Genomic DNA, 24,102 nt, shown 5'->3' on the forward strand with positions numbered 1-24,102 from the left:
CGGCAAATAGCCGTTGCGTACCACGGCACGCTGGCCGTGCAGGGTCTTGACGTTCTCGAACCGTTCCAATAGCGCCGACAGCTCCGCCTCGATGGCCTGCTGAATCACCTGCCGCGCTCCCTGCCGCACCAGTTCGTCCAGACCCAGACCGGCCCCCGATAGACCGACGACTTCTTTTTCCGTAAACTTGCTCATGGTGGATGGTTTGTTGTTTGCTGGTTTCCGACTTCGACAATCAGATTCTCAGCTGAAACCTCCACCGCCTTCAATCTCCCGCCTTAACTCCCCCGTACACCAGTTCCGACTTTAGCTCGATCAGAATTTCGTGTCGGCTCGGAGGATGAATGATATGAGCCGACCCCAGCGCTTCCCATACTGTCTTGTTGGCGATACGAAGAACTGGTGGTGTCAATGGTCAGAGGACGAAGTTCCAGACTCGCGGTTCGGAATGGTGGCTGGAAAATACGCTGAGATCACGACCTGTATGTCTATTACAACCACTCAGCTTTATCATCAGGTACCGATGTGGCGTTGGTGGATGGTATGGTTGCACGAGAATCTCGCCTGACCGAAGTCAGCCAACCCGGCGCCGACGCCCATGCGCCGCTACAACTGCCTCTCAATCGCAGCCTTATCGATAACCGACCAGACTTCCTGAATTTTCTCTCCGCGAAACTGATAGAAGACGTTTTCGGCGAACGCCACCCGTCTCCCTTGCACGGGAAGCCCGAGAAACGTACCGATCGGAGTACAGTCAAAATGCAATCGGCTTGCGATGTGCGGCGGCTGGCAAACGAGGAGCTGAATCTCGAAGCGTAGATCCGGAATTTCGCGGAAATCTCTTTCAAGCATCTCGCGATAGCCTGATAAGCCGATCCGTTGGCCGTTGTATTTCACGTTGTCGCCAACAAAGCGTCCCAGCTTCGACCAGTCCTGCGCGTTAAGGCAGGCAATATAGCCCCGATAGACTTCCGAAAGATTGGGTTCGCCCATCGCAAGCCCCCGTGCGTTAACGGATCAGCTAAGTGATAACGATCCGGGCCATGATGTCGAACGGCCGGCTCTGGCCGGATTTTACCTTTGCTCGGCCAGCCGGATTTCAGCTCTTTCTGGATGTCTTCGCGACAAATGGCGTGGGTGTGTGCTGAACCTGCTGGCTGCCGCACTTCGGGCAAGCCGGATGAGCGGTTTCATGTTCAGCAAGATGCTCGGCATGTTCGAACATTTCACCGCACTTCTCGCACCTGTACTGGTAAGTCGGCATGGCATTCCTCCAACGAGAATCCCGCACGTCGTGCTGGCCAGATATTGCCGGCGACGGCCCGCAGCCAAGAATAATCCATTCTAGTGCAGGAACGCGCAGGAAACGCCGGCGGACGCGTCTCACGCCGCGCTCAGCGTATGCGCCGCAGGCAACGCCGATATTCCCGTTCACGACCTGTCGCCGCAATATCCATGAGCTGAACGGACCGTGCCCGCGTCTCACCTCACCTGCGCCGTCTAGCCCGCAGTAGTGGCCTCCGCCACAAACTCGACGTACGTGCGCAAGGGCCGCCCCAGAATCGCCTGCAAGCGATCCACCGCGTCCTGCGCGCCATGCATCCCGAACTTCTGGATGCCGCCCATCATCAGGCGCATGTCGTACGCGAGCCAGGCGGGACCCCACGAGGCCATCTGCGCCTCGAACGCCGCCACGTCATCGCCCCCGTAAGTCACCTCGCGTCCCAGCGCGGAACTCCAGATCCGCGCCGCTGACGCGCCCGTCAATGCATCCGGGCCGACCAGTTCCAACGTGGTTCGCGCAAGCGGAGCGGGAGCCCGGTCACGGCGCAGGAGTTCCGCGACGGCGACGTCCGCGATATCTCGCGTATCGACCATCGCGACGCCGGCCGAGCCGATCGGCATCGGATAGACGCCATGGTTTTGGATCACCTGCTGGACCATCTGCTCGTTCTGCATGAAATAGGCGGGACGCAGGATGGTCGCCGGAACATCGAGGCTCTCGATCATGCGCTCGACGGTGTGCTTGCTCGTGAAGTGCGGCACGTTCGTGTACTTGTCCGCATGGATCACCGACAGATACACGATGCGCTCGATGCCGGCCTCGCGAGCCAGGTTCAGCGCGATAAGGCCTTGTGTCAACTCGTCGGGCGTGACGGCGTTCAGCAGGAATAGCGTTCGCACCGACGACAGCGCCGCGCGCATCGAGGGTACGTCCGTCAGGTCGCCGACCACTTCGGTGACGCCCGCGGGGAAGCTCCGCTTGCCCTGCTGGCGAACGAGCGCCTTGACCTCGGCGCCAGCGTCGGCCAGGCGTTGAACGATGAGAGAACCAATGGTGCCATTCGCACCGGTAACCAGAATGCTCATGTGAATCTCCAGAAAGGAATGGATTAGCGCGAGAAGTCCGCCACGACCTCGCCGCTGCGGAAGTCGTTTGCGCTCTCTATCGAGTTGCGGTAACGAGAAGATAAGCTGTTGCACTCTTAAAACGAAGACGTGAAAATGTAGACACCTTGTTTCAAAAGTGAAACACCATGGATCTGAACGCTCTGGCCGACTTCGCGCTTGTCGCAATACATGGAGGACTGGGAAAGGCAAGCCGTGCAAGTGGCAAGTCGAAGGCGACGCTGTCCCGGCGCATTGCCGATCTGGAAGAGCAACTCGGCGTGCGGCTCATCGAGCGCGGCGTCCGCGGGCTGAAACTCACGGAAGCCGGCGAGATGCTGATGGCTCGAACCGAAGGGCCGATGTACGAGGTGGCCGAAGCCATGACCGCGGCCAGGGAGGGACTGTCGGCGCCGCGCGGACGCTTGCGTGTCGCAGCGCCGATGCTGTTCTCGCAGCTCGCGATGGGGCGGATCTGCGCCGGGTTCTGTGCGGCCTACCCGGAGATCACGATCGAACTGGTGGCTGAGGATCGCGTCGTCGACCTCGTCGAGGAGCAGTTCGATGTCGCGATCCGGATCAATCCGAGCCCGGATAGCAGTCTGGTGGGCCGGTGCTTCGCCAAGGACCGGCTCGTTGTGGTGGCCGCGCCCTCGGTACCCATTCCCGACCCGGGCGCGGTCAGCGCGGTTCCCGGCATCGTGTTTTCGAACTTCGAACCCACCAACTGGATCCTCGACGACGGGCGCCTGGTTTTGCAACCCGTCCCAAGGCTCAGACTTTCCTCGTTCCTCATGATCCGCGACGCGGCTGTCGCGGGCGGAGGCGCTGCCCTGCTGCCACAGTCCATTGCATGGAGCCAGCTTGGTCGGGGGGAGTTGGTCCAGTGGGGCACGGTTTCGGGGGTGGAAGCCGCGCTATGGGTCTTGCACACCTCAAGGCGTCTTTCTTCGCCGAAGGTTCGCGCTTTTGTCGAGTTCATGTGCGATCAATTCCCGGAAGCGTCGCTCGTGCTGAAGGGATAGAAGGCAACCAATGTACAACGGCCATTCCCGCCATCGCGGATTGCGCATCGGCTCGCCCTGAATGTCCAGCGTCGATCTCGAACGACGCGGCCTGCCGCTCAGCGATCGTTGATCGTTTCGTGCTCCGCCGGCATCAAAATCTCGAGCAATTCGCAATCATCTGACCAGCCGACAACGGTATGGCGGATGCCCGGTGGCTGAACCCAGCATGATCCGGCCACGAGCCGTTGCGGCCGTAAGCGTCAATCTGAGGCCGTCTTGACGATCAGAACTTGACCTCTGAGAGCCGCTGATTCGCGAGCACGAGATCGAAGGCGGCGGGATCGAAGCTGCCGCCACACCACTCGAGGAAGTGGTCGTGCTCCTCGTGCGTCGGATCGGTGATCGCTTCGAGGAAGTCGGCATATCCTGGCACTCCACCGACGTCTTCCGGCGGACACGCATTCTGCCCGTCTAGGCATAGCGGCCGGCTCATGTCTGGATCAGGCACCAGCGCCTTCTCGACCTTGATCCGATGCTGCCAGTTGTCACCGTAGTCGTAGATATAGGTGAATGATTTCAGCCCGCCCAGCGCCTTCGCCAGCGTGACCCGTGCTTCATTGAGCATCGGTGGATTGCTCTGGAATCCGAAGTCATCAGGTTCACCATAGTTGGTTTCGCCGAAGACGAACTCGTGCAGGTGCCCGCCTTCCCAGCCCATGGCCAGTTGCAGCACGACATGCAGCTTGTCCAGCCGGATCGAGCCGGGAACGATGATTCGTCGCCAGATCGCCGGCTTAATGTACTTCAGCTCAGCGCGCAGTACGTAATCGGGCACTGGCGCCTTGACCAGGCGCACGGCAGGTTTGCGGGGTTGGACCATCGGCTTGATTGTCAGGCGGCTTGCTGCTCGATGTGTGCAGCCGGCATCAGGCGCCACGGCAGCAACTCGTCGATGCGGTTGATGGGATGATCGGCGATGCGCTCAAACACCGTGCGCAGGTAGGCAAACGGCTCGATGCTGTTCAGGCGCGCCGTTCATGCCGAATCCCGCGCTATGCCGAAGCAGTTCGTATCATTCACTCCTGGTCATGCGATGCGGTTTGCGCATTCGGCATAGTCTGAGGCTCTCTCCTGTCATTTTGGCGGGAAGGAGTAGACATGACCATCGAAGCGTATTACGACAGTCCCAAGATGCTTAAACGGCTTCACGAAGGGCCGTTGGGAGCTCATATCGATCTGTTCGCAGCGCGGCTGCTGCGAGAGGGGCATTGTCGACAAGGAGCATGGCGCAATCTTCGCGTGGCTTGCGACTTCAGTCACTGGCTCGCACGCAAACGGCTTGAGCTTGACGACATCAACGAGCAATCGATAGAAGAGTATCAGGAGTTCCGTCGCCGATGTCGATGTCCATTTCTTAGTGATCGTCCTGCATTGATCAGACTGCTCGGTCTGCTTCGAGAGATCGATGCAATTCCTGCCAAGCCACCTTTCGCACTGGACGAGCTCGAACAGGTTGTGCAGGATTTTGACCGATATCTGATCCAGGAGCGCGGATTGGCGCGCGTGTCTGCCGTTCGCCATGTCCCTTTCGCTCGGCAGTTTCTGCGGGAGCATTGCCTGTCTGGCTATCCGCAAATCACCAGCCTGACTGGTTCGGACGTCATGACATTCATCGAACGTCATGCAAGAGACCACAGTCCGCAATCCGCGAAACATATGTGCTCGGCCATTCGCGCGTTCATGCGATTTCTGCAATACCGAGATTACATTGCCGCCGATCTTGCGAGCTGCGTACCAGGTGTGAGAGCGTGGCAGCTCACATCGCTTCCTACCTATCTGCTGCCCGACCAGGTTCAAACCGTGCTCAACGGCTGTGACCGGCATACTCCCGTCGGACGCAGAGACTACGCGATCTTGTTGTTGCTTGCTCGCCTTGGACTGCGAGCAAATGAGATTGCGTTGCTGACGCTCGATGATATTGACTGGCGTATTGGCCAACTCGCCGTTCACGGCAAGGGAAGGCGACGAGCTGAGCTACCGTTGCCGGCGGAGGTTGGCGCCGCAATGGTGGACTACCTAAAGCACGGGCGGCCGCAATCCGGGAGCCGACGCGTGTTTCTCCGGCATCTGGCTCCGCACATAGGGTTTGCATCGTCGGCGGCGGTTTCCATGATCGCCACGATGGCGCTCACACGCGCGGGAATCGATAATGTTTCGCACAAGGGCGCACATCTCTTCCGGCATAGCCTCGCGACTCAGTTGCTCCGAGCCGGTGCGTCATTGACACAGATCGGTCAAGTTCTCCGTCATCAGGATCATGACACGACCCGAATCTATGCGAAGGTCGATATCGCCTCGCTGCGCACGCTTGGCCTGCCATGGCCGGGAGGTGTGCGATGAACACTCTCTCGCAAGCACTTCGGCAGTACGTGCTCATGCGTCGTGGTTTTGGGTTCAAGTTTGAGAACCAGGAGAGGCGGCTAACGAGCTTTGTCCGTTTTATGGATGGCCGCGCCGCTACCATTATCACGCACAAGCTCGCTCTTGAGTGGGCAATGCTGCCTATAGACGGGCGCGCGTCCTGGGCGTTACGTTTAACGGACGTGCGCGGATTTGCACGCTATCGGCGCATTGCGGAAATCAGGACGGAAGTGCCACCGTTGGGCATTCTTGTTGGTCCCTCACGCCCGAGACCCTATCTCTACACCGACGTAGAGATACAGAAGTTGTTGACGGCTGCGTTAGAACTTCCTCCGGCAGATGGCTTGCGTCGGTGGACGTATCACTGTCTGTTCGGACTGCTGGCCGTGACTGGACTGAGGATCGGTGAAGTACTTAACCTGCGACGAGAAGACGTTGATCTGGAAGACGGCGTTATCACGATCCGCGACACCAAGTTCGGTAAGTCACGCCTTGTCCCGGTCCACCACACAACCAGAGCCGTATTGGCGCACTATGCGCAACGACGAGACGCGCACATCTGGCCGCCGCACAGTCCATACTTTTTCATCGCTGAGCAAGGTGGCAAACTGTTGCACCAATACGTTCATCCGGTATTTTTGAAGCTTTCGCGGCGAACGGGGCTTCGAAGCCCCGATGCCCATTCCGGTCCTCGTCTGCATGACTTCCGGCATCGCTTCGCAGTTCAGACGCTGCTCACCTGGTATCGATCGGGTCAAAGCGTCGAATCATGGTTACCCGTGCTGTCCACGTATCTGGGGCACACCTGTGTGCGCGACACGTACTGGTATCTGTCGGCGTGTCCCGAATTGATGGGGCTCGCCGCGCGAAGGCTCGACGTGCGCTGGGGAGCCCCATCATGAGACCAACCCACATCTTGCCTGCGTTGATCGAACGCTTCTTCACAGAGCGATTGATGCGGCAACGCCACGTCAGCCCACACACTATCGCATCGTATCGAGACACGTTTCGTCTATTGTTCAAGTTCGCACAAGTCTGCCTGCGTAAGCCCCCATCCAGTCTCGACCTGTGCGATCTTGACGCGCCGCTGATTGCCGCGTTTCTCGAGGATCTGGAGACGCAGCGATCAGTCAGCGTACGGACACGCAACCTTCGTCTAACCGCAATTCGGTCCTTCTTCCGCTTCACCGCATTCGAGGAGCCTGCATACGCCGCCCACATCCAGCGCGTGCTCGCGATACCTACCAAGCGATACGATAAGCAACTCGTTCAGTTTCTGACACGCACCGAGATCGAAGCGCTTCTTGTTGCTCCTGATAGAACAACGTGGCTTGGACGTCGGGACTATGCTCTGCTATTGCTCGCGATTCAGACCGGGTTGAGACTCTCCGAATTGACAGGGCTCGATCGTGATTCGGTGCAATTGGGTTGCGGCGCACACGTTCGCTGCCTTGGCAAGGGGCGCAAAGAACGATGCACGCCATTGACAACGCATACCATCGCCACGCTCAAAGCCTGGCTGCAAGAGCCCCCGCGCAACGGCGCGCACGCGTTATTCCCTAATATAAGTGGTGGTCGGCTCAGCTCTGACTCTGTGCAACATCTTCTGGGCAAGTATGTATCCACCGCGAGTGCCTGCTGCTCGTCCTTGACACGTAAGCGAATCACGCCACACGTCCTCAGGCACAGCGCTGCAATGGAACTACTTCATGCCGGCGTCGACTGCTCCGTCATTGCATTGTGGTTAGGACACGAATCGGTCGAAACCACTCAGGTCTATTTGCACGCTCATTTAGCCCTCAAGGAAGCCGCGCTGGCTAAAGTCAAGTCTTCGAACGGTAAGCCATTGGGTCGATACCGTGCAGGCGATAAACTACTTGAGTTCCTAACCGCGTTGTGAAGAGTCCGACTATGCCGAGCGCGACCGATGCATGATCGGCAGCGAGGTCGCTTTTGCGGTGCCCAAATCGCCATCAGCATCAGCCGTTCGGCATAGCACGGGATTCGGCATGAACGTGCCTATGCCGCATCCGGCATAGGCACGTACCGATCAGGCTATAGATCACCGCCGCGCTTTGGCCACCGCCGTCGGAGCCTGCGAACAGATAATTGCGCCTGCCGAGAACCAGCGGCCTGATCGCGCGCTCCGCCGTATTGTTGTCCACCTCGACGCGCCCGTCTTCACAATAGCGTATGAGTGCATGCCAGTGCCCCAGCGAGTATCTGATCGCCTTCGCCAGCCCCGACTTCGCCGATACCTGTGACAGCGTGTGTTCGAACCAGGCCTTCAGTTCAGCGAGCAATGGGGCCGAGCGCAGCTGACGCGCAGACAGGCGCACGTCCGGCGTCTGGCCGCGAACCTCGCGTTCAACGGCATACAGCGCCCCAATGCGGCGCAGTGCTTCCTCGGCAGTTGGTGAGCTGTCCAGCTTGTACAGGTCGTAGAACTTGCGCCGCGCATGCGCCCAGCACCCGGCCTCGATGACCGTGCCGTCACGATACAGCGCGTCATACCCGCTGAAGGCATCTGCCTGCAGGATTCCCGTGTAGCCCGCCAGATGTTCCCGAGGTCGTTCACCTTTGCGGTCGGGTGAGTACCTGTACCAGACGGCTGGTGGCGCGCGGCTCCCTGCCGGGCGGTCATCCCGCACATAGGTCCACAGGCGCGCCGTGCGTGTCTTGCCACGCCCCGGCTCCAGCACCGGCACGGGCGTGTCGTCGGTATGGATCTTGTCTGCGGCGCGCACGTAACCACCGAGTGCGTCTGACAGGGGTTGCAGCAGCGCAGCCGCTTCACGCACCCACGAAGCCAGTGTTGCCCGGTCCAGTTCGATGCCCGCGCGGCGATAGATGCCGGCCTGCCGGTATAGCGGCATATGGTCAGCGTACTTCGCGACGACGACCTGTGCGAGCAGCCCCGCACCCGCCATCGAGCGCGCTATCGGTCGCGAAGGTGCAGGCTCCTGCACCACTGCAGCACAGCGCGGGCAGCTCAGCTTCGGACGTACGTGACGCAGTACCTTGAAGTAGCCGGGCACATAGTCGAGCACCTCCGAGACGTCTTCGCCGAGCGCACGCATCTGTTTGCCGCATTCCGGGCATCCGCAGTTTGACGGCGCATGAACAACCGTATCGCGAGGTAAATGGGCAGGGAAGTGCCGCGGTTTGCGGCGCAGTGGAATAAGGTTCGTGGTGGCCGACGTATCCGCAGTCGCGTCGGCATCAGGCGCCTTCGCCGGTGCTGCCATATCTGGTTCAGGAACAGGCAGCTCACCGAGCGCGAGCTGCAACTGGTCCATCAGTTCTGTCATGCGCTCCGATGAGCGGCCATACTGCCATCGCTTCAGTCGCGAGATCTCGGCCAGCAACTGCGCGATGGTCTCGTCGCGCGAGGCGACGATGCGCTTGAGAGCGGCGATGTCATCGGGCAGATGATTGGCTGGCATGCATGCCAGTGTAAATGAAGCCCACGCGCTTGTGCGTTCCCGCACCCGGCGTTACGCGGCGTGCGTCGGCTGCCACGTCCGCTCTGGATGCCGCCAGTCAATCCCCTCGAGCAGCATCGACAGTTGGGCGGCTGACAGATGGACTGTTCCCGAGTCCGCCTGCGGCCACACGAAACGTCCACGCTCGAGTCGCTTCGCGTACAGGTTCATGCCGTCACCGCTCCACCATAAAATCTTGATGAGGTCACCGAGCCACACGACATTCAACATACCGTTCGCAGGTTGCGGTCATCGCATATCCATGGCACCCCGCGCACGGTCAGCAATTCCGGGTGACGCGACACAGCGGGCGCCGGGGCAACCAGCTCGTTCATCTTGACGTGCCGGGCGGGCTCTCTCGCGAACTGCCGGCGTGGATGCTGGATGCGTCGATATGCTCGACGATGTCCCCTGGTTCACCGCAGCTGAGCCTGTCGGCACTCAACGAACTTCGCGCCAATCTGTCCGCTCGCCAACATCGATTGGCAATCGGCGGATCATCGAGTTTCCTCATGAAGGAGGGCAATTGCGATGAAACGTGCGAACAGAAGACCGGGCGTTCAGCTGCCATTGATACTCGAGAGCGATCCGGTGTGGTGCGAGAGCCTCCTCGGCGCTCGCCGCGACGAGTTGATAGCGGCTCTGGCGGACCTCCTGCTGGAGGCGCTGGGCAAGGAGAGAAACGAACAGGCACAACACGATCAGGGAGGCCCAAATGAGCCAGAAGATCACGTCTGACCACCTTGGTCGCGGCGCCATCGTGTATGTCCGTCAGTCGACGATGACTCAGGTCGTGGAGCATACCGAAAGCCAGCGCCGCCAATATGCGCTCGCTGATTCTGCCCGTGCGTTGGGATTTGCATCGGTTGTAACCATCGATGATGATCTCGGCCGTTCCGGTTCGGGTGCTGTCGAACGACCCGGCTTCCAGAAACTCGTCGCGGCCGTCTGTGGCGGATCCGTCGGCGCGGTGTTCTGTCTTGAAGCATCCAGGCTTGCTCGAAACGGCAGAGACTGGCACCACCTTGTGGATCTATGTGCACTGGTCGGCACGCTCGTTATCGATCACGATGGCACCTATGATCCACGACTTGTCAACGACCGGCTTCTGCTTGGCCTGAAAGGCACAATGTCGGAATACGAGCTGAGCCTGCTGCGGCAGCGCGGACTGGCCGCACGGGATTCGAAGGCCAGTCGCGGCGAATTGCGTTTCGCGTTACCGCCGGGTTATTGCTGGAACGAACTCGGGCAGATCGAGATGGATCCCGACGAGCGGGTCACCGAAGCGATCAGACTCGTGTTCGCCAAATTCATGGAATTCGGCAGTGCTCGCCAGGTCCTGTTATGGGCCATACAATCGCAGACGTGTCTGCCTGTCATGCGCAGTGGCGTTGCTGGTACACGGGTTGAGTGGAAGCTGCCGGCGTACCATACTGTGATCCAGCTACTGCAGCACCCGATGTACGCAGGCGCCTATGTGTTTGGCCGCAGGGCGCAGCGTACCTCGGTCGTAGACGGACGTGCCCGCAAGACCTTCGGCCATTCGAAGGCGATGAAGGACTGGAATGTTCTTCTGCGGGACCACCATCCCGGCTATATCACCTGGGACCAGTTCGAAGAACATCAACGCATGATCTCCGAGAACGCACACATGAAGAAACGGGCATCACGCAAATCCGCGAGAGGTGGGCGAGCGTTGCTGACTGGCCTCGTGCGGTGTGGCCGATGCGGTCGCATGATGCGGGTGACGTACGGCATGCGAGCCGGGCATGCTCACCGCTACCATTGCCGAGGCGACCAGGAGCGCGCAGCGAGTTGGATTTGCATCGGCATTGGCGGCGTCCGCATTGATCAGGCTGTCGCTGCCTTGATTGTGGAAGCCGTTTCGCCTCATGCGGTGGAGGCTGCAATGCTAGCCGCACGTCGTGCTAACGCGGCGGGAGATGACGTAAAACGGGCGTTGCAGCTCGAACTCGATGACGCACGCTACGAGGCCTCACTGGCCGCGCGCCGCTACGAGGCTGTAGACCCCGCAAAAAGGCTCGTTGCGCGTGAACTCGAGGCGCGCTGGAACGCCGCATTGGAGCGGGTCGCACAGGTTGAAGAGCGCCTGGCACAGCTTGACGCCGACGCTGCATCGCGCCCGAAGATTGATGAAGCGGGTCTCATGGCGCTCGCAACCGACTTGCAGGCGGCATGGAATGCGACTGGAACGGACGCTCGTACGAAGCAACGTTTGACGCGCATCATCATTCAGGAGGTGGTAATCGATCTCGACGACAGCACGAACGAAGCAATCGTTACGGTCCACTGGACGGGAGGCCGACACACTGAGGTTCGCGTCGCCCGCACGAGCGTCGGTCGATATCCCGAAGACCGGCGCCCGGGTCCTGTAGAAGTCCTACGCAAACTGGGCGGTCATTGGCCGGATGTCGATCTGGCTGTCACCATGAATCGGATGCGATGCAAGGCTGCTGATGGGCAATCATGGACGAGCGTCAGAGTCGCCGAGTTGCGCAAGCGCCTGGGGATCAAACCGTTCGATCCAACTGTACCGCGGGTCGAAACCATCAGCGTGGAAGAAACCTCTCGGCGCCTGAACATCTACACGAGTTCGGTTCACCGGCTAATTCGCGAAGGAATTCTTCCTGCAACCCAACTCATGCCTTCCGCCCCATGGCAGATTCCGGTCGCAGCCCTCGACTCTGAGGCCGTCAGGCAAGGCGTGCGCGATATCATGGAACGACGGCCAGCTCACTTCAAGGCCCGGCAGGACGCCGAGAAGTCGCTCAAGTTACCTGGATTCTAACCGGAGGATGCACTATGTCACACGACTCCCGCGACGCCCACGAAACAGGAAGATGTGCCCCGAGAAGGGATCACGTCCGAGTGCTGACTGCACCAGCGCGGTAAGTCCATCCATGCCACGGCGCATATCGGTAACGCCCGCTGCCAGCCATACGCGGGTACCGCCTGGCGGCGTAATCATGCTGGCATCAGGCAGCGCAGCACGAGGCGCAGCTGCACGGGGTCGACCATGCCCGTGACGCGTACACGGGCACCGTTCAGTTCGATCTCGATGCCCGACGCTGCCGGTACGCTCTCGCGATGTGGCTCGACAGGCTGTAGAGCGAGCGACGCCGGGTCTGCGGCATCGCCGGTCGGTGCATCAGGTAGCGCTACGGGCAGCAACACCGCTGCGCTGTGCGCCACCCCTTCAAACAGGCCCGCCCGCAGTTGCCGGCGCCACTTGAACACCATATTCGGATTCAGTCCGTGCGCCTGCGCGAGCTTGGCCACCGAAATACCCGGCTCGCACGCCGCGACGGCAACTTGCCGCCGGTACTCTGGTGTGTAGTTCGGTCGGCCCTTGCGGTTCGATGATCGCGCATTCCGTGTGTCCAAAGTAGTCCCCATCACTTGAAGTAACGGACATCACTTTGGACACCGGCTTCAGCTCTGTCCATGCGGCCACGAAATGACGCTTACTTGCGGCCCAATGCCTTCGAAGTCGGTTTCAAACCAACCCTTCAGACAGTAGACCCACTGGAATTGCACGTTGTGATGATGCCGCACGCTGAGTTCCGGACGGAACGGAGCGATCATGCGGATCACATGCGCTTTGACGAGCCCATTCGTTGCCGCCGCGACGCCGAGGTCTCGATAAGCGGAATAGTCGCGCAGGCCGCCGGTCTTGAAGTCGGTCTCGGCGTCATGGCTGATAACGAAGCGCTGTGGCGCGTCGGGAAGTGGATGTTCCATGCGCTTCTCCCAAGGATCGTCAGAAGAGAATGAAACGGCGAATGGGTCCGAAAAGCAATCGGTAGCGTCACGCACGTAAGCGCGCACGCCATGCCAACCTGCGAGCGCGGCAATGTAATGTTCTTGTGCCTGAATTAGTCCCAGCAAAGTACTCGATCGCCATTGGAGTCACCTCCGCAACTCGCATAAGCGGCCATCGCGAATCGGCCGAAGCTGCCGCTCGGCATCGCCACAAGCGGCGTCGCAGACGGGGGATTTGTCCGAAGGCGACTGTAAAAGACGTCTTCCAATAAACCTATACTGGGTCATGAAATATAGGCGACGGAAATTAAATTATCCGTAGCAAATCCCATAAATACAAGCATCTATATTTTTAATACAAAAAGGGGGAGACCAGCAATTCGCGTTATTTAGATTATCACCAGCCTTTTATTCATTCCGACAGCAGTGTCGACGACTGTGCGTTGCCTATCGCTAGGCCGCAGGGAAAAGCTTTGACGAATTTCGCAAGCGCAGAAAGCAACACAGATTGGAAGTTGAGCACAATACAGGACTTTCCATTTTCATTTTCGAGTGAGGTTGAAATGAAAAAAGTGATAGTAGCAGCGGCTCTTTCCGTTGTCGCGGCTTCAGCCTTAGCAGCGTTTTTCTTCAGTGCGGACGCGAGTGTCGGTTCCAACGGAGCACTGACCGTGGCCTTTGACGAACGCGGGCTGGGCAACGCCGATGTCAGCTATACGCTGACGGCGAGCGGTACCGCCGTGTATGCCTGCATCAATGGCGGCGGCAACCATCCCCAATCCACCAATAAGGTGGGCCCATCGCCTATCAGCGCCAGTCTCACAAACGTAAAAGTAAAGAATGGCCGTGTCGTATCCAGCATCACAGTAGAGCCGCCGGGGCCGGGAAGCTTTTCTTGCCCATCCGGACAGAGTTCAGTGCTGGCGTGCGTAAGCTACACCGATGTCCTGCTTACCGATACGACAAATAACCTCGAAGTCGTTCCGACCGGAACAACCAGCAGGACATTTATAAGCGCCAAGGGAATCAGTTGCGCTTGATGCCTATCCGACCTGCCAACCTAAATGCAAACACAAAATTCAGACGTGGGGGACCGCCGAACTTCAACCGAATCTTTGGTCAGGATTGGGTCTATACCAGAGCAATGGCATTCATTAATTGAATTGTTCTGCGTCGTTCAAAACAGGGATGTAAATCCGAATCCATACGAGGACACGCTCCTGGCAAAACGGGGTGCTACGCGACCAGCCGGGAGCATGATGAAGGGAATGGGATCTGCCCAATCTCCTGCGCCCTGGCGGCGTTGTCTGCGCCAGGGTTCTCCGTCCTGCCCATCCCTTACTCCCTGGATGAATCGCAGCCGCTTCCCCGCCTAACCCACCGCCGCCCCCGCCACCCGCACTCCCTCGCGAACCCCCGCCCCCTGTTCCCCCAGATCCCAAAACAACCCCGCCATGATCTGCAACGCCTGCCGCGCAACGCTACCCAGCAAATGCTCATTCGGCGCATGCTGCGAGCACGCGGCATACGAATGCGGCACCCACAGCGTCGGCAAACCGAGAATCTCCGCGAACACGTCGTTCGGCAGCGACCCGCCCAGGTTAGGCAAAAGCGCCGGCTCCTCCCCTGTGGTCGCCTGAATCGAGGCAAGTCCCCAGCGCACCCACGGATCGTCGGGATCGAGCCGCGTCGCCTGCATCGGCGTGCCGCTCGTCGTGACCTCGATATCGGTGAAACCGTGCATGTCCAGGTGCTCGCGAATGTGCCGCAGCAGGTTTTCGCTATCGCTGCCGACCACGTAGCGCAATTGACAGTGCGCGAACGCATAGCCCGGAATCGCATTGACCGGCGACTCGGGATTGCCGGTCTTGAACGCCAGCACTTCGAGCGCGTTCCAACCGATCAGCCGCTCGACGGGCGAGAGTCCCGGCTCGCCCCAGTTCGGATCGATCTCGGGATCGTTCGGACCGCCGCCGACCTCGATCGAGCGCAGCGCGTCGCGCACGCTTTGCGGCAGCGATTCCGGCAGCAGCGTCTTGACGAGAATCCGCCCGTGCGCGTCGACCATCGTGGCGAGCGCGTTGGCGAGGCGGATGCCGGGGCTGCGCAGGAGGCCGCCCCAATTGCCCGAATGATGCGCGCCCTCGCGCAATTCCAGCCGCATCGTGAAGTTGAAATTGCCGCGCGAGCCGAGGAAGATCGTCGGCCGCGACGCCGCCACGCGCGGACCATCGGACGCGATGAACAGGTCCGCCGCAAGCGCCTCGCGATGGTCGGCGCACACGCTCGCGAGGCCGGGCGAGCCGGTTTCCTCGCCCATTTCGATGATCGCCTTGACGTTGTAGCCGAGCCGGCCGCCGCGCGCGTCGATCACCTGCGCGAGCGCGGCGAGGTTGATCGTGTGCTGCCCCTTGTTGTCGGCCGTGCCGCGTCCATACCAGCGGTCGCCGTCGACGACGATACGCCACGGGTCGAGCCCCGCGCGCCACTGCGCGTCGTAACCGGGGACCACGTCGCCGTGTCCATAAGTCAGCACGGTCAGCGCCGACGGGTCCTCGATTCTTTCGGCGATCAGAAACGGGCTCTTGTCGGGAATCGGGTTGTCGACGATCTGCCAGGTGAAACCGAGCGCTTCGAGTTCAGGGACCATCTGCTCATGCAGGTACGCGTAGAGTGCAGGCCGGCTCGACGCCAGTTGGCTTTCCGTATGCAGCGCGACGCGTTCGGCCAGTACGTGCATGAAGCGGCCGTCGTCGAAATAGGAGGTAGCCATGTCGATGGCGTGGCTGCGGTTCATCGTGTCGATCTCCAGGAAAAATTAGGTGTTCAGGCCGCGTCGCGGTTCAGTTCGGGCAGGCCGAGGCCCGGCTCCGGCGTCAGCACGGAGGACAGCAGGGTCCGCGTGTACGGATTGCGCGGATTGGCGAAAATTTCTTCGCGGCTCGCCTGTTCGACGATGCTGCCGCGATACATCACGGCGACGCGGTCGGCGAGATGTTCGACCACGCCCAGGTCGTGGCTGATGAACAAATAGCTCAAGCCGAACTCGGCCTTCAGGTCGAGCAGCAGGTTGAGAATTTGCGCCTGCACGGAGACGTCGAGCGCGGAAGTCGGTTCGTCGCAAATCAGAATGCCGGGCCGCAAAATCAACGCGCGGGCAATGGCGACGCGCTGCCGCTGTCCGCCGGACAACTGATTCGGATACTGCCGGTGCGTGCGTTCCGGCATGCCCACGAGGTCGAGCATCCGTTTCACTTCGGCAGCCTGGCTCGCGCGTGTGCCGCGACGGTGCAGCAGCAAGGGCAGGCCGACGATCTGCGCGACGGTCTTGCGCGGATTGAGCGACGAATACGGGTCCTGAAAGATCGGCTGGATCTTTTGCGCCATTTGCAGCGACGCGCGCGGGTCGATCTGCTGGCCGTCGATCAACACGCTGCCGGTGGTGGGCGCGAGCAGGCCGAGCAGCATCTTCGCGAGCGTGCTCTTGCCGCATCCCGATTCGCCGACCAGACCGAGCGTCTCGCCGCGATGGAGCCGCAGCGACACATCGTCCACGGCCTTGAACAGGCGCGGCGCGCGAAACAGTCCGCGGCCCAGTTCAAAGGTGCGGCCAAGCGCGCACAACTCGAGCGCGATGTCGTTTCGCGCAGCGTTTCCCGCTGATGCGGCGGGAGAAGGTATGACGGCATTCATCGCAACACCTCCTCGGCGCACGCTTCGGCCAACATGCAGCGGGCGTGATGACCGGCCTCCGTTTCGACGAACGGCTGCGTTTGCGCGCAAGCCTCGCGAGCAAGCGAACAGCGGTTGCGAAACGCGCAGCCGTCGATCTCGCCGACGAGCGAGGGCACGACGCCGGGAATCGCATCGAGATGACTTCCCGGCGCCGTCTTGCCGCGCACGGGAATGCTGTTGAGCAGGCCGCGCGTGTACGGATGATCCGGCCGCGCGAAAAGTTGCGCGACGGGCGCGGTTTCCACCACCTGTCCCGCGTACATCACGGCGACGCGATCGGCGATTCGCGCGACCACGCCCAGGTCGTGTGTGATGAACAGCACGGCGGTGCCGAATTCACGCTGCAAATCGCGCAGCATGCGCAGGATTTGCGCCTGGATGGTCACGTCGAGCGCGGTGGTCGGTTCGTCGGCGACGATCAGATCGGGTTCGCACATGAGCGCCATCGCGATCATGACCCGTTGGCGCAGACCGCCCGAGAGCTGATGCGGATACTGGCCGAGCCGCTCGGCGGCGTTGGCGATGCCCGTGCGTTCGAGCAGATAGACAGCGCGGTCGCGCGCCTCGCGGCTCGATACGTTGCGGTGTTGCCGCAGTCCTTCGCAAAGCTGGTTGCCGAGCGTGTACGACGGATTCAGCGATGTCATCGGCTCCTGGAAGATCATCGCGATGCGGTTGCCGCGCAGCTTGCTCATCACGCGGTTGTCGAGCGTCTGTAAGTCGATGCCGTCGAACGCGAGCCGGTTCGCGCGCCGCGTCGCGCGACGCGGCAGCAGGCCCATCAGCGCGAGCGAGGTCATCGATTTGCCGCAGCCGGATTCGCCGACGAGACACAGCATCTCGCCGCGCTCGATCTGGAAGTCGATGCCGCGCACCGCGTGCAGCATGCCGTTTGGCGTGGGCAGATCGACTTGCAGGTTGTTGACGTCGAGCAATACGTCCATCGTCTGTCTCCTCGTTAGCGGCCGTCGGGGGTCGTCAGATCGCGCATGCCGTCGCCCACCAGATTGATGGCGAGGACCAGCACCGCGAGCGCGCTGCCCGGAATCAGGATCACCCACGGCTGGAAGAACATGTACGCCTTGCCTTCGGAAATCATCAGCCCCCATGACGGCATCGGCGGCGGCACGCCGAGACCGAGAAACGACAGCGTGGCTTCGAGCAGGATCGCGTGCGCCATTTCGAGCGTCGCCACGACGATCAGCGCGCTCATGATGTTCGGCAGCAGTTCGCGCAACAGGATGTAGAACGTGGATGCGCCCACGGCCTTGGCCGCGGCGATGAATTCGGCGTCGCGCAACTGCTGCGTGACGGAGCGCGATACGACCGCGAAGCGGTCCCACAGCAGCAGGCCGAGCAGCAGGATCACGGTCTTGAGCGAACCGCCGATCAGCGACGACATGGCGAGCGCGACCAGCACGACCGGCATCGCGAGCCGCGTCGTGATGACGTAGCTGATCAGGCCGTCGACGCGGCCGCCGAAATAGCCGGCGAGCACGCCGAGCGTCGTGCCGATCAGCCCGGAGATGGCTGCCGCGGCCGCGCCGATCATCAGCGAGACGCGCGCGCCGTACAGCAGCCGGCTCAGATAATCGCGGCCGAGTTTGTCGGTGCCGAGCGCATGCAGCCAACTGCCCTTGGCGTGCCACACCGGCGGCAGCAGACGGCGCGACAAATCCTGGCCGTAGGGATCGTGCGGCGCGAGCAGCGGTGCGAACAGCGCGGCCATGACGATGATCGCGAGGAGCGTCGCGCCGATCGTCAGACCGTGCTGGCCGAGCACACGGCGCAGCGCGCGGCGCCACGGCGGCACTGGCGCGGTGTCGACGCGCAGCGCGGGCAAGGTGGGGGAATGCGATGCCATGAGCCGTTCCTAGCGAGTGCGGATGCGAGGGTCGAGCGCCGCATTGGCGACGTCGGCGAGAAAGGTCAGCGCGATATAGAACATGGCGATGATCAGCACGACGGCCTGCACGACCGGAAAGTCGTTGCGGGCGATGGCGTCCCACGCGAGCTGGCCGAGACCTTGCAGCGAGAACACCGATTCGATCACCACCGAACCGCCGAGCATGAAGCCCAGTTCCACGGCGGCGAGCGCGACCACCGGAATCAGCGCATTGCGCAGCGCATGCTTGAACACGACGCGAGCCGGGCTCAGACCCTTGGCGCGCGCGGTGCGAATGTAGTCCGCGCCGAGCACGTCGAGCATGCCGGCGCGCGTGAGCCGCATCATCGCGGGCGTCGCGTAGTAGCCGAGCGCGATGGCCGGCAACACGAAATGCTGCCAACTGGCGTTGCCCGCCACCGGCAGCCATTTGAGGCCGACCGCGAAGACCAGGATCAGCGTGAGGCCGAACCAGAAGCTCGGCATGGCCTGGCCGATCACCGCGATCAGCAGCGCGAGGCGGTCGACCCAACTGTCGCGGTAGAGCGCCGCGATCACGCCCAGCGGAATCGCGACCAGCACCGCGATCAGCAGCGCGATGCCGCCAAGCTTCAGCGTGATCGGCAGGCGCTCGGCGATCAGTTCCATCACCGACGACTGGAAGAAGAACGAGCGGCCGAAGTCCAGATGAACCGCGTGCCACAACCAGTCGACATATTGCGCGGTCACGGGACGGTCGAGGCCGTATTGCACGCGCAGCGCGTCGACCTGGGCCGCGGTCGCTTCCGGTCCCGCGATCGCGGTCGCCAGGTCACCGGAGAAGTGCAGCAGCGCGAAGCTGACGATCGACACGGTCAGCGCGACCGCGATTGCGAGACCGAGCCGGCGAAGCACGTAGGCAAGCATGAGCGCTCCAGCAAAGTGAGGTAACGAAACAGCGCGTCGGCAAAACGCGCGCGCGGCTTATTTCCAGCTCGCCTCGTAAAAGCGCGGCAACTCGTCGGGATACGCCTTGAAGTTCAACGACGACGTGAACGCATAGTTCGTCGAATAGGAAAAGAGCGGCGCCCAGTACGCTTCCTTGCTGATGCGGTTGAGCGCCTGCGCGTAATCCGCCTTGCGGACCGCGGGATCGTTCGACGTATCGGCGGTATCGAGCCATTTCGCCACAGTCGCGTCTTTCGCGCTGTCGTCGGGGCCGCCCTTGAAATAGACGCTCACGAAGGCTGACGCATCGTTGACCGAGAACGAACCCCACGCCTGGAACGTCAGCGGCGTCTTGCCGGAGCGCTGCGCGGTGCGCAACGCGGCGTACTGCAAATAATGCAGCCGCGCGTTGATGCCCACTTTGCGCAAGTCGCCGATCAACGCCTCCGCGTATTCGCGCTCGCGATACGCATAGAGATCCGTTTCGAAGCCGTTCGGATAACCGGCGGCCTTCAGCAACTCGCGGGCTTTCGCGGGGTTGTATTCGTATTTGACGACGCCCGACGTATCGCAGCCGAACTGCGTGCGAAAGCACGCCGCGTAGACCGGCTGGCTGCCGCCGCGCACCAGGTCCTTCGAGAGCGAGGCGCGGTTGATCGCATAGTTGACCGCTTGGCGCACGCGGGCGTCCTTGAACGGCGAGTTCGGCGCGGAGGTGCCGGCGGCGTCCATCGACAGATAGCCGACCCGCATGGTCTCGCCGCCGATCACCGTCAGATCCGGCGACGCCTTGAGCGAATCGGCCTGGTCGGCGGGCACGCGCCAGATCCAGTCCACCGCGCCGGTCATCAATTGCGCCGAGCGCGTTTCGGGATCGGGAATCACGACGAACTTGACGGTGCCGATCTTCGGCGTGCCGAGCGGGCTGCCCTTGAAGTAAGCGGGGTTCTTCACCATCGTCACGCCGACGCCCGGCGTGACGGCGGTGATCTTGTACGGACCGGTGCCGATCGGCGCCTTGCTGAAGCCTTCGAGGCCGACCTTCTTGAAGTAGGCCGCGGGATAGATGGGCGTGGGGCCGGCGAGATATTCGAGCGCCGCCGGGAACGGCGCCTTCAGGTTGATGCGAACCTGGTAGTCGCCGACTTTCTCCGCGCTCCTGATCCAGTCGGTGTTCTGCCGCGTGACGACCTTCGAGTCGGGCGAGACGACGTAGTTGAGCGTGAAGACGACGTCGTCGGCGGTGAACTTGTCGCCGTTCTGGAACGACACGTCGCGGCGCAGATCGACCAGCAGCGCGGTCGGCGATTCCCATTTCCACGCGGTGGCCAGTTCCGGCTTGTAGCTGCCGGTGGCGGGGTCGCGGTAGACCAGCGTGTCCCACACCATGTGCGCGATGATCACGCCTTCGCGCAAATTGTTGTGATAGGGCGAGATGTTCTCGGGCTCGCTGTCGGACGCGTAAATGAGCGTGTCGTTCGACTTGCCCGCATGGGCATGCAGCGAAACCGACAGGCAAACAGCGAGCAGCGCGAGGCGCAAGGGTTCGGCACGACGATTCATTGCAAGCTCCCGTGAAGAGGTTGCCGCCACGACGCGACGATTCACGTCATGCGATCACAGGAGAAGACTAATCGGGGAATTTTGTTGCGACTATTATCGAAACAATAAATCTCCGTTGCCGAAACGGCATCGCACACGCGGCATCGCACACGCAGCATGGGACGACCGGCATGAAACATCACCATCTTCAGGAAACCTCGCTGCGCTATTTTCTCGAGGTCGTGCGATGCGGCTCGATCAGTGAAGCGTCGACGCGGTTGAATGTTGCCGGCTCGGCGATCAGCCGCCAGATCGCCAACCTCGAACAGGCGCTCGGCACGCCGCTGTTCGAGCGCCGGCCGCGCGGCATGGTCGCGAGCGCGGCGGGCGAAATGCTCGCCGCTTACGCGTTTCGCATGGCGCTCGAGGCGGACCGGCTGGTGCAGGACGTCGATGCGCTGCAAGGCTTGCGGCGCGGCCTGGTGCGGGTCGCGACCTCGGAGGGATTCGCGATCGAGTTTTTGCCGCAGGTGATCTCGGACTTCCGCGAAAAGTATCCGGGCATGATCTTCCAACTCCTGGTGAGCGCGCCGGCCGAGGTGACGCGGCGCGTGCGCAAGGGCGAAGCGGACATCGGCGTGACGTTCAGCCGGACGCCACAGAGCGAGATCAAGGTCGAGCACCGGCAGGCGGCGCCCGTCATGGCGGTGATGCGCCGCGGTCATCCGCTCGCGCGCTTCGAACAGGTATCGCTGTCGCAAGTGAGCGCTTATCCGCTCGCACTGCCCGACACCGGCACGACGATCCGGCAAGTGTTCGATATCGTCGCGAGCCAGTTGCGCCTCGTGATCGAGCCTGTCGTGGTGAGCAACTACATCGTGTCGCTCCATAATTTCGCGCTTGCGTCGGACGCCATTTCGATCGCGGGCGAAGTCACGGTTCGACACCGGCAACTGCGCGGCGAACTGGCGGTGATCCCGATTCATGACCTCGGCATGGACGCGCGCTGCATCGAATTGCAGACGCTCGTCGGCCGCACGCTGCCGAAGGTCGTGCAACTGTTTCTGGAGTTTCTGCGCGGCCGTTTCGCGGAAGCCGAGGCCGACAGCACGCGTTAGCGCATCGCGCTTCGCACGCGTTGCGCGGGCATCGCGTACCCGTTGTCCACCCCATTGCAACGGTTTTTTTTCCGTGAAACACTGCGCTCCATCTGCTGTGCCGGATTGCATTCCGGTATATCGGACAGCCGCGCATGAGCGCCTCAGCGTCGATTCAATCGCGCCGACCTTCTTTCTTTCCGAGCGGAACCCAAAATGAGATTTGTCAGAGAAAGCGCCAGATTCGCTTGTTTGTTCGCTGTGACCGGTCTGCTGGTGTTTGCCGGTTGCACGAAGGTCGCGCCGTCGGATCAGCCTGGGGCCGCGGCCGATTCGACGCTGAAACAGGTGCTTCAGCGCGGGACGTTGCGAGTGGGCGATTGCCTGACGTTTGCGCCGTTCGGCTTTTATGACAAGGACGGCCAGCCCGATGGCTACGACGTCGATCTCGCGAAAGAACTGGCGAAGCAGATGGGCGTGAAGCTCGAAGTCGTGAATACGACGAGCGCGAACCGTATTCCGAATCTGCAAACCAGCAAGGTCGACGTGGTGTTCTGCAACTTCACTCGCAATCTGGAACGGGCGAAGGAAATCGCGTTCACCAATCCGTATGTGGTGGCGAGCGAAGCGCTGCTGGTGAAGAAGAGCAGCGGCATCAAGTCCGTCAACGACATGGCGGATCGCACGATTGCCACCGTCAAGGGTTCGACCAATGGCGACGAAGTGCGCTCGCTGAACATGAAGGTGAAGATCCAGGAATTCGACAGCTCGCAAGCCGCGATCCTCGCGGTGAAGCAGGGCCAGGCCGACGCGATGATCGAGGACAACAACTTTCTCGCGTATCAGGCATCGCTCGATCCGAACCTGACCGTGACCGACGAAGCGCTGGTTCCGCTCGAATACAACGCATTCGGCGTCAAGGCGGGCGATCAGATCTGGCTCAACTACCTGAACCTGTTCCTGTTCCAGATCAACGCGTCGAAGATGAACGCGCAACTCTACAAGAAGTGGTTCGGCGCAGAGCCGCGCTTTCCGCTGAATCCGCAATACTGATCGGCGGTGGGCCGAATGCCGCGCGAGAGACGGAGGAACCATGAGCTATGAATGGGTGACCCTCGCGGGTTATTCGAACGATTTCGTTCGCGCCGCGTGGCTGACGCTCCAGGTCACGTTGCTCGCCTTCGCCATCGCCATGCTGCTCGGCTTGCTGACGGCGCTCGCAGGCGCAGCGCGCATCAGGTTGTTGCGAGTGGCCGCGCGTGTCTATATCGAGGCGATTCGCAACACGCCGGTGCTGCTGCAAATCTTCATCGTGTTCTTCGGTCTTCCTTCGCTCGGCGTCACGCTTAACGCCTATACGGCCGGTGTGATCGCGCTGGGCGTCAACGTCGGCGCTTATCTGGCTGAAGTGTTTCGCGCGGGTATCCAGTCGGTGCCGCGCGGCCAGTTGGAGGCCGCGTCGATTCTCGGGTTGGAACGCTCGCAGATTTTCATGGAGGTCGTGCTGCCGCAGGCGGCCCGCGCCGTTTATCCGGCGATCGTGAATAACCTGATCCAGCTTTTGCTCGGCACCTCGCTGCTGTCCGCAATCGCGTTGCCGGAGTTGAGCGGAACCGCGACCGTCATCAATGCGCGCACGCTGCTCTACATTCAAACGTTCGCGATCACGCTCGCCGCGTATCTGGTGCTGAGCAACGTGCTGTCATGGGCGGCGGGCCAGCTCGGCGCGCGGATTTTTCATCCGCCGCTCGTCATGAAGAAGCGCGCGCGCCGGCTGTTCTTCGCCGCGCGGCAAGCCGACCGCACGTAAGCGCCTCAACCGGAGATCGAAC

Annotated in this window: 24 protein-coding genes and 3 pseudogenes; 10 read left to right on the forward strand and 17 right to left on the reverse strand. The window is 61.4% G+C overall.

Annotated elements, in window-relative coordinates; all coding sequences use genetic code 11:
* The 4 genes and pseudogenes from BUE39_RS21805 to BUE39_RS21820 form a co-directional block, all read right to left on the reverse strand.
* Positions 1-195: pseudogene (locus BUE39_RS21805) on the reverse strand (IS256 family transposase); the annotation flags it as partial.
* Between the two features lie 411 nt (positions 196-606).
* Entirely contained in the window at positions 607-993 is a 387-nt protein-coding gene (locus BUE39_RS21810; RefSeq protein WP_073430800.1) for an ester cyclase, read from the reverse strand.
* 106 nt (positions 994-1,099) lie between these two features.
* Positions 1,100-1,264 (reverse strand): FmdB family zinc ribbon protein, encoded by a 165-nt coding sequence (locus BUE39_RS21815; RefSeq protein WP_073430801.1) that lies wholly within the window; start codon positions 1,262-1,264, stop codon positions 1,100-1,102.
* Between the two features lie 236 nt (positions 1,265-1,500).
* Complete coding sequence (locus BUE39_RS21820; RefSeq protein WP_073430802.1) at positions 1,501-2,370, reverse strand: NmrA/HSCARG family protein; 870 nt, start codon at positions 2,368-2,370, stop codon at positions 1,501-1,503.
* 167 nt (positions 2,371-2,537) lie between these two features.
* Here BUE39_RS21820 and BUE39_RS21825 point away from each other — a divergent pair, with 167 nt between their 5' ends.
* Entirely contained in the window at positions 2,538-3,413 is an 876-nt protein-coding gene (locus tag BUE39_RS21825; protein ID WP_073430803.1) for a LysR family transcriptional regulator, read from the forward strand.
* 265 nt (positions 3,414-3,678) lie between these two features.
* On the opposite strand, the gene BUE39_RS21830 is transcribed toward BUE39_RS21825, so the two are convergent.
* The gene (locus BUE39_RS21830) at positions 3,679-4,275 is read right to left on the reverse strand and encodes a plasmid pRiA4b ORF-3 family protein (RefSeq protein ID WP_073430804.1); all 597 of its coding nucleotides are present in this window, start codon (positions 4,273-4,275) and stop codon (positions 3,679-3,681) included.
* An 11-nt stretch (positions 4,276-4,286) separates the two neighbouring features.
* Positions 4,287-4,430 (reverse strand): annotated as a pseudogene (locus tag BUE39_RS21835) (transposase domain-containing protein); the annotation flags it as partial.
* Positions 4,431-4,553: 123 nt separating this feature from the next.
* Here BUE39_RS21835 and BUE39_RS21840 point away from each other — a divergent pair.
* From BUE39_RS21840 to BUE39_RS21850, 3 genes are read left to right on the forward strand one after another with little or no spacing between them, the layout of a single operon-like run.
* The gene (locus tag BUE39_RS21840; protein WP_073430806.1) at positions 4,554-5,795 is read left to right on the forward strand and encodes a site-specific integrase; all 1,242 of its coding nucleotides are present in this window, start codon (positions 4,554-4,556) and stop codon (positions 5,793-5,795) included.
* A complete protein-coding gene (locus BUE39_RS21845; protein WP_063498244.1) occupies positions 5,792-6,718 on the forward strand; it encodes a tyrosine-type recombinase/integrase in 927 nt (308 codons plus the stop codon). The genes BUE39_RS21840 and BUE39_RS21845 overlap by 4 nt, the downstream gene beginning before the upstream one ends.
* A complete protein-coding gene (locus tag BUE39_RS21850; RefSeq protein ID WP_073430807.1) occupies positions 6,715-7,716 on the forward strand; it encodes a tyrosine-type recombinase/integrase in 1,002 nt (333 codons plus the stop codon). The genes BUE39_RS21845 and BUE39_RS21850 overlap by 4 nt, the downstream gene beginning before the upstream one ends.
* A gap of 142 nt (positions 7,717-7,858) precedes the next feature.
* Here BUE39_RS21850 and tnpC read toward each other — a convergent pair.
* Together tnpC and tnpB (BUE39_RS21860) are read right to left on the reverse strand one after the other, a co-directional pair.
* A pseudogene (gene tnpC, locus BUE39_RS21855) lies at positions 7,859-9,262 on the reverse strand (IS66 family transposase); the annotation flags it as partial.
* 51 nt (positions 9,263-9,313) lie between these two features.
* Positions 9,314-9,532 (reverse strand): IS66 family insertion sequence element accessory protein TnpB, encoded by a 219-nt coding sequence (tnpB, locus tag BUE39_RS21860; RefSeq protein ID WP_073430808.1) that lies wholly within the window; start codon positions 9,530-9,532, stop codon positions 9,314-9,316.
* A 300-nt stretch (positions 9,533-9,832) separates the two neighbouring features.
* Between tnpB (BUE39_RS21860) and BUE39_RS21865 the strand changes: the two genes are divergently transcribed.
* Together BUE39_RS21865 and BUE39_RS21870 are read left to right on the forward strand one after the other, a co-directional pair.
* Positions 9,833-10,039: a hypothetical protein gene (locus BUE39_RS21865; RefSeq protein ID WP_073430809.1), complete on the forward strand. Its 207-nt coding sequence runs from the start codon at positions 9,833-9,835 to the stop codon at positions 10,037-10,039.
* Complete coding sequence (locus tag BUE39_RS21870) at positions 10,017-12,110, forward strand: recombinase family protein (protein ID WP_073430810.1); 2,094 nt, start codon at positions 10,017-10,019, stop codon at positions 12,108-12,110. The genes BUE39_RS21865 and BUE39_RS21870 overlap by 23 nt, the downstream gene beginning before the upstream one ends.
* Positions 12,111-12,122: 12 nt before the next feature.
* On the opposite strand, the gene tnpB (BUE39_RS36085) is transcribed toward BUE39_RS21870, so the two are convergent.
* The 3 genes from tnpB (BUE39_RS36085) to BUE39_RS21885 are packed head-to-tail and all read right to left on the reverse strand — an operon-like array spanning position 12,123 to position 13,063.
* On the reverse strand, positions 12,123-12,290 hold the full coding sequence (tnpB, locus tag BUE39_RS36085) for an IS66 family insertion sequence element accessory protein TnpB (RefSeq protein ID WP_084561464.1): 168 nt from the start codon (positions 12,288-12,290) through the stop codon (positions 12,123-12,125).
* Entirely contained in the window at positions 12,287-12,706 is a 420-nt protein-coding gene (tnpA, locus tag BUE39_RS21880; RefSeq protein WP_235004923.1) for an IS66-like element accessory protein TnpA, read from the reverse strand. Before tnpA ends, tnpB (BUE39_RS36085) begins: the two co-directional genes overlap by 4 nt.
* A gap of 48 nt (positions 12,707-12,754) precedes the next feature.
* Complete coding sequence (locus BUE39_RS21885; RefSeq protein ID WP_176035798.1) at positions 12,755-13,063, reverse strand: cupin domain-containing protein; 309 nt, start codon at positions 13,061-13,063, stop codon at positions 12,755-12,757.
* Positions 13,064-13,557: 494 nt separating this feature from the next.
* Between BUE39_RS21885 and BUE39_RS34370 the strand changes: the two genes are divergently transcribed.
* A complete protein-coding gene (locus BUE39_RS34370; protein ID WP_143031964.1) occupies positions 13,558-14,124 on the forward strand; it encodes a hypothetical protein in 567 nt (188 codons plus the stop codon).
* Between the two features lie 332 nt (positions 14,125-14,456).
* Here BUE39_RS34370 and BUE39_RS21895 read toward each other — a convergent pair whose 3' ends face one another.
* From BUE39_RS21895 to BUE39_RS21920, 6 genes are read right to left on the reverse strand one after another with little or no spacing between them, the layout of a single operon-like run.
* On the reverse strand, positions 14,457-15,881 hold the full coding sequence (locus tag BUE39_RS21895; RefSeq protein WP_073430812.1) for a M20 family metallopeptidase: 1,425 nt from the start codon (positions 15,879-15,881) through the stop codon (positions 14,457-14,459).
* A gap of 29 nt (positions 15,882-15,910) precedes the next feature.
* Positions 15,911-16,777 carry an ATP-binding cassette domain-containing protein gene (locus BUE39_RS21900; protein WP_073430813.1) on the reverse strand — a complete coding sequence of 289 codons (867 nt, stop codon included), beginning with the start codon at positions 16,775-16,777 and terminating at the stop codon, positions 15,911-15,913.
* Positions 16,774-17,763, reverse strand: a complete 990-nt coding sequence (locus BUE39_RS21905; RefSeq protein WP_073430814.1) for an ABC transporter ATP-binding protein — start codon at positions 17,761-17,763, stop codon at positions 16,774-16,776. Before BUE39_RS21905 ends, BUE39_RS21900 begins: the two co-directional genes overlap by 4 nt.
* A gap of 14 nt (positions 17,764-17,777) precedes the next feature.
* The gene (locus BUE39_RS21910) at positions 17,778-18,683 is read right to left on the reverse strand and encodes an ABC transporter permease (RefSeq protein WP_073430815.1); all 906 of its coding nucleotides are present in this window, start codon (positions 18,681-18,683) and stop codon (positions 17,778-17,780) included.
* Between the two features lie 9 nt (positions 18,684-18,692).
* A complete protein-coding gene (locus BUE39_RS21915) occupies positions 18,693-19,610 on the reverse strand; it encodes an ABC transporter permease (protein ID WP_073430816.1) in 918 nt (305 codons plus the stop codon).
* 57 nt (positions 19,611-19,667) lie between these two features.
* On the reverse strand, positions 19,668-21,194 hold the full coding sequence (locus BUE39_RS21920) for an ABC transporter substrate-binding protein (protein ID WP_073430817.1): 1,527 nt from the start codon (positions 21,192-21,194) through the stop codon (positions 19,668-19,670).
* A gap of 170 nt (positions 21,195-21,364) precedes the next feature.
* On the opposite strand from BUE39_RS21920, the gene BUE39_RS21925 reads away from it, so the two are divergent.
* The 3 genes from BUE39_RS21925 to BUE39_RS21935 all read left to right on the forward strand — a co-directional run bounded on the left by BUE39_RS21925 (position 21,365) and on the right by BUE39_RS21935 (position 24,080).
* Entirely contained in the window at positions 21,365-22,291 is a 927-nt protein-coding gene (locus BUE39_RS21925; RefSeq protein WP_073430818.1) for a LysR family transcriptional regulator, read from the forward strand.
* Positions 22,292-22,486: 195 nt separating this feature from the next.
* Entirely contained in the window at positions 22,487-23,323 is an 837-nt protein-coding gene (locus BUE39_RS21930) for an ABC transporter substrate-binding protein (protein WP_073430819.1), read from the forward strand.
* 40 nt (positions 23,324-23,363) lie between these two features.
* Positions 23,364-24,080 (forward strand): amino acid ABC transporter permease, encoded by a 717-nt coding sequence (locus BUE39_RS21935; RefSeq protein ID WP_073430820.1) that lies wholly within the window; start codon positions 23,364-23,366, stop codon positions 24,078-24,080.
* Positions 24,081-24,102 lie beyond the last annotated feature (22 nt).

The sequence above is a fragment of the Paraburkholderia terricola genome, assembly GCF_900142195.1.
Lineage (GTDB): Bacteria > Pseudomonadota > Gammaproteobacteria > Burkholderiales > Burkholderiaceae > Paraburkholderia > Paraburkholderia terricola.

Excerpts from the sequence above, each read along its gene's own strand:
- BUE39_RS21920 (WP_073430817.1), bottom strand. The coding sequence starts at position 21,194 with ATGAATCGTCGTGCCGAACCCTTGCGCCTCGCGCTGCTCGCTGTTTGC.
- BUE39_RS21905 (WP_073430814.1), bottom strand. The coding sequence starts at position 17,763 with ATGGACGTATTGCTCGACGTCAACAACCTGCAAGTCGATCTGCCCACG.
- BUE39_RS21915 (WP_073430816.1), bottom strand. The coding sequence starts at position 19,610 with ATGCTTGCCTACGTGCTTCGCCGGCTCGGTCTCGCAATCGCGGTCGCG.
- BUE39_RS21900 (WP_073430813.1), bottom strand. The coding sequence starts at position 16,777 with ATGAATGCCGTCATACCTTCTCCCGCCGCATCAGCGGGAAACGCTGCG.
- BUE39_RS21935 (WP_073430820.1), top strand. The coding sequence starts at position 23,364 with ATGAGCTATGAATGGGTGACCCTCGCGGGTTATTCGAACGATTTCGTT.
- BUE39_RS21825 (WP_073430803.1), top strand. The coding sequence starts at position 2,538 with ATGGATCTGAACGCTCTGGCCGACTTCGCGCTTGTCGCAATACATGGA.
- BUE39_RS21885 (WP_176035798.1), bottom strand. The coding sequence starts at position 13,063 with ATGGAACATCCACTTCCCGACGCGCCACAGCGCTTCGTTATCAGCCAT.
- BUE39_RS21895 (WP_073430812.1), bottom strand. The coding sequence starts at position 15,881 with ATGAACCGCAGCCACGCCATCGACATGGCTACCTCCTATTTCGACGAC.
- BUE39_RS21810 (WP_073430800.1), bottom strand. The coding sequence starts at position 993 with ATGGGCGAACCCAATCTTTCGGAAGTCTATCGGGGCTATATTGCCTGC.
- BUE39_RS21865 (WP_073430809.1), top strand. The coding sequence starts at position 9,833 with ATGAAACGTGCGAACAGAAGACCGGGCGTTCAGCTGCCATTGATACTC.
- BUE39_RS21930 (WP_073430819.1), top strand. The coding sequence starts at position 22,487 with ATGAGATTTGTCAGAGAAAGCGCCAGATTCGCTTGTTTGTTCGCTGTG.
- BUE39_RS21815 (WP_073430801.1), bottom strand. The coding sequence starts at position 1,264 with ATGCCGACTTACCAGTACAGGTGCGAGAAGTGCGGTGAAATGTTCGAA.
- BUE39_RS21850 (WP_073430807.1), top strand. The coding sequence starts at position 6,715 with ATGAGACCAACCCACATCTTGCCTGCGTTGATCGAACGCTTCTTCACA.
- BUE39_RS21910 (WP_073430815.1), bottom strand. The coding sequence starts at position 18,683 with ATGGCATCGCATTCCCCCACCTTGCCCGCGCTGCGCGTCGACACCGCG.
- BUE39_RS21925 (WP_073430818.1), top strand. The coding sequence starts at position 21,365 with ATGAAACATCACCATCTTCAGGAAACCTCGCTGCGCTATTTTCTCGAG.
- tnpB (WP_084561464.1), bottom strand. The coding sequence starts at position 12,290 with ATGATTACGCCGCCAGGCGGTACCCGCGTATGGCTGGCAGCGGGCGTT.
- BUE39_RS21820 (WP_073430802.1), bottom strand. The coding sequence starts at position 2,370 with ATGAGCATTCTGGTTACCGGTGCGAATGGCACCATTGGTTCTCTCATC.
- tnpB (WP_073430808.1), bottom strand. The coding sequence starts at position 9,532 with ATGTTGAATGTCGTGTGGCTCGGTGACCTCATCAAGATTTTATGGTGG.
- BUE39_RS21870 (WP_073430810.1), top strand. The coding sequence starts at position 10,017 with ATGAGCCAGAAGATCACGTCTGACCACCTTGGTCGCGGCGCCATCGTG.
- BUE39_RS21845 (WP_063498244.1), top strand. The coding sequence starts at position 5,792 with ATGAACACTCTCTCGCAAGCACTTCGGCAGTACGTGCTCATGCGTCGT.
- BUE39_RS21840 (WP_073430806.1), top strand. The coding sequence starts at position 4,554 with ATGACCATCGAAGCGTATTACGACAGTCCCAAGATGCTTAAACGGCTT.
- BUE39_RS21830 (WP_073430804.1), bottom strand. The coding sequence starts at position 4,275 with ATGGTCCAACCCCGCAAACCTGCCGTGCGCCTGGTCAAGGCGCCAGTG.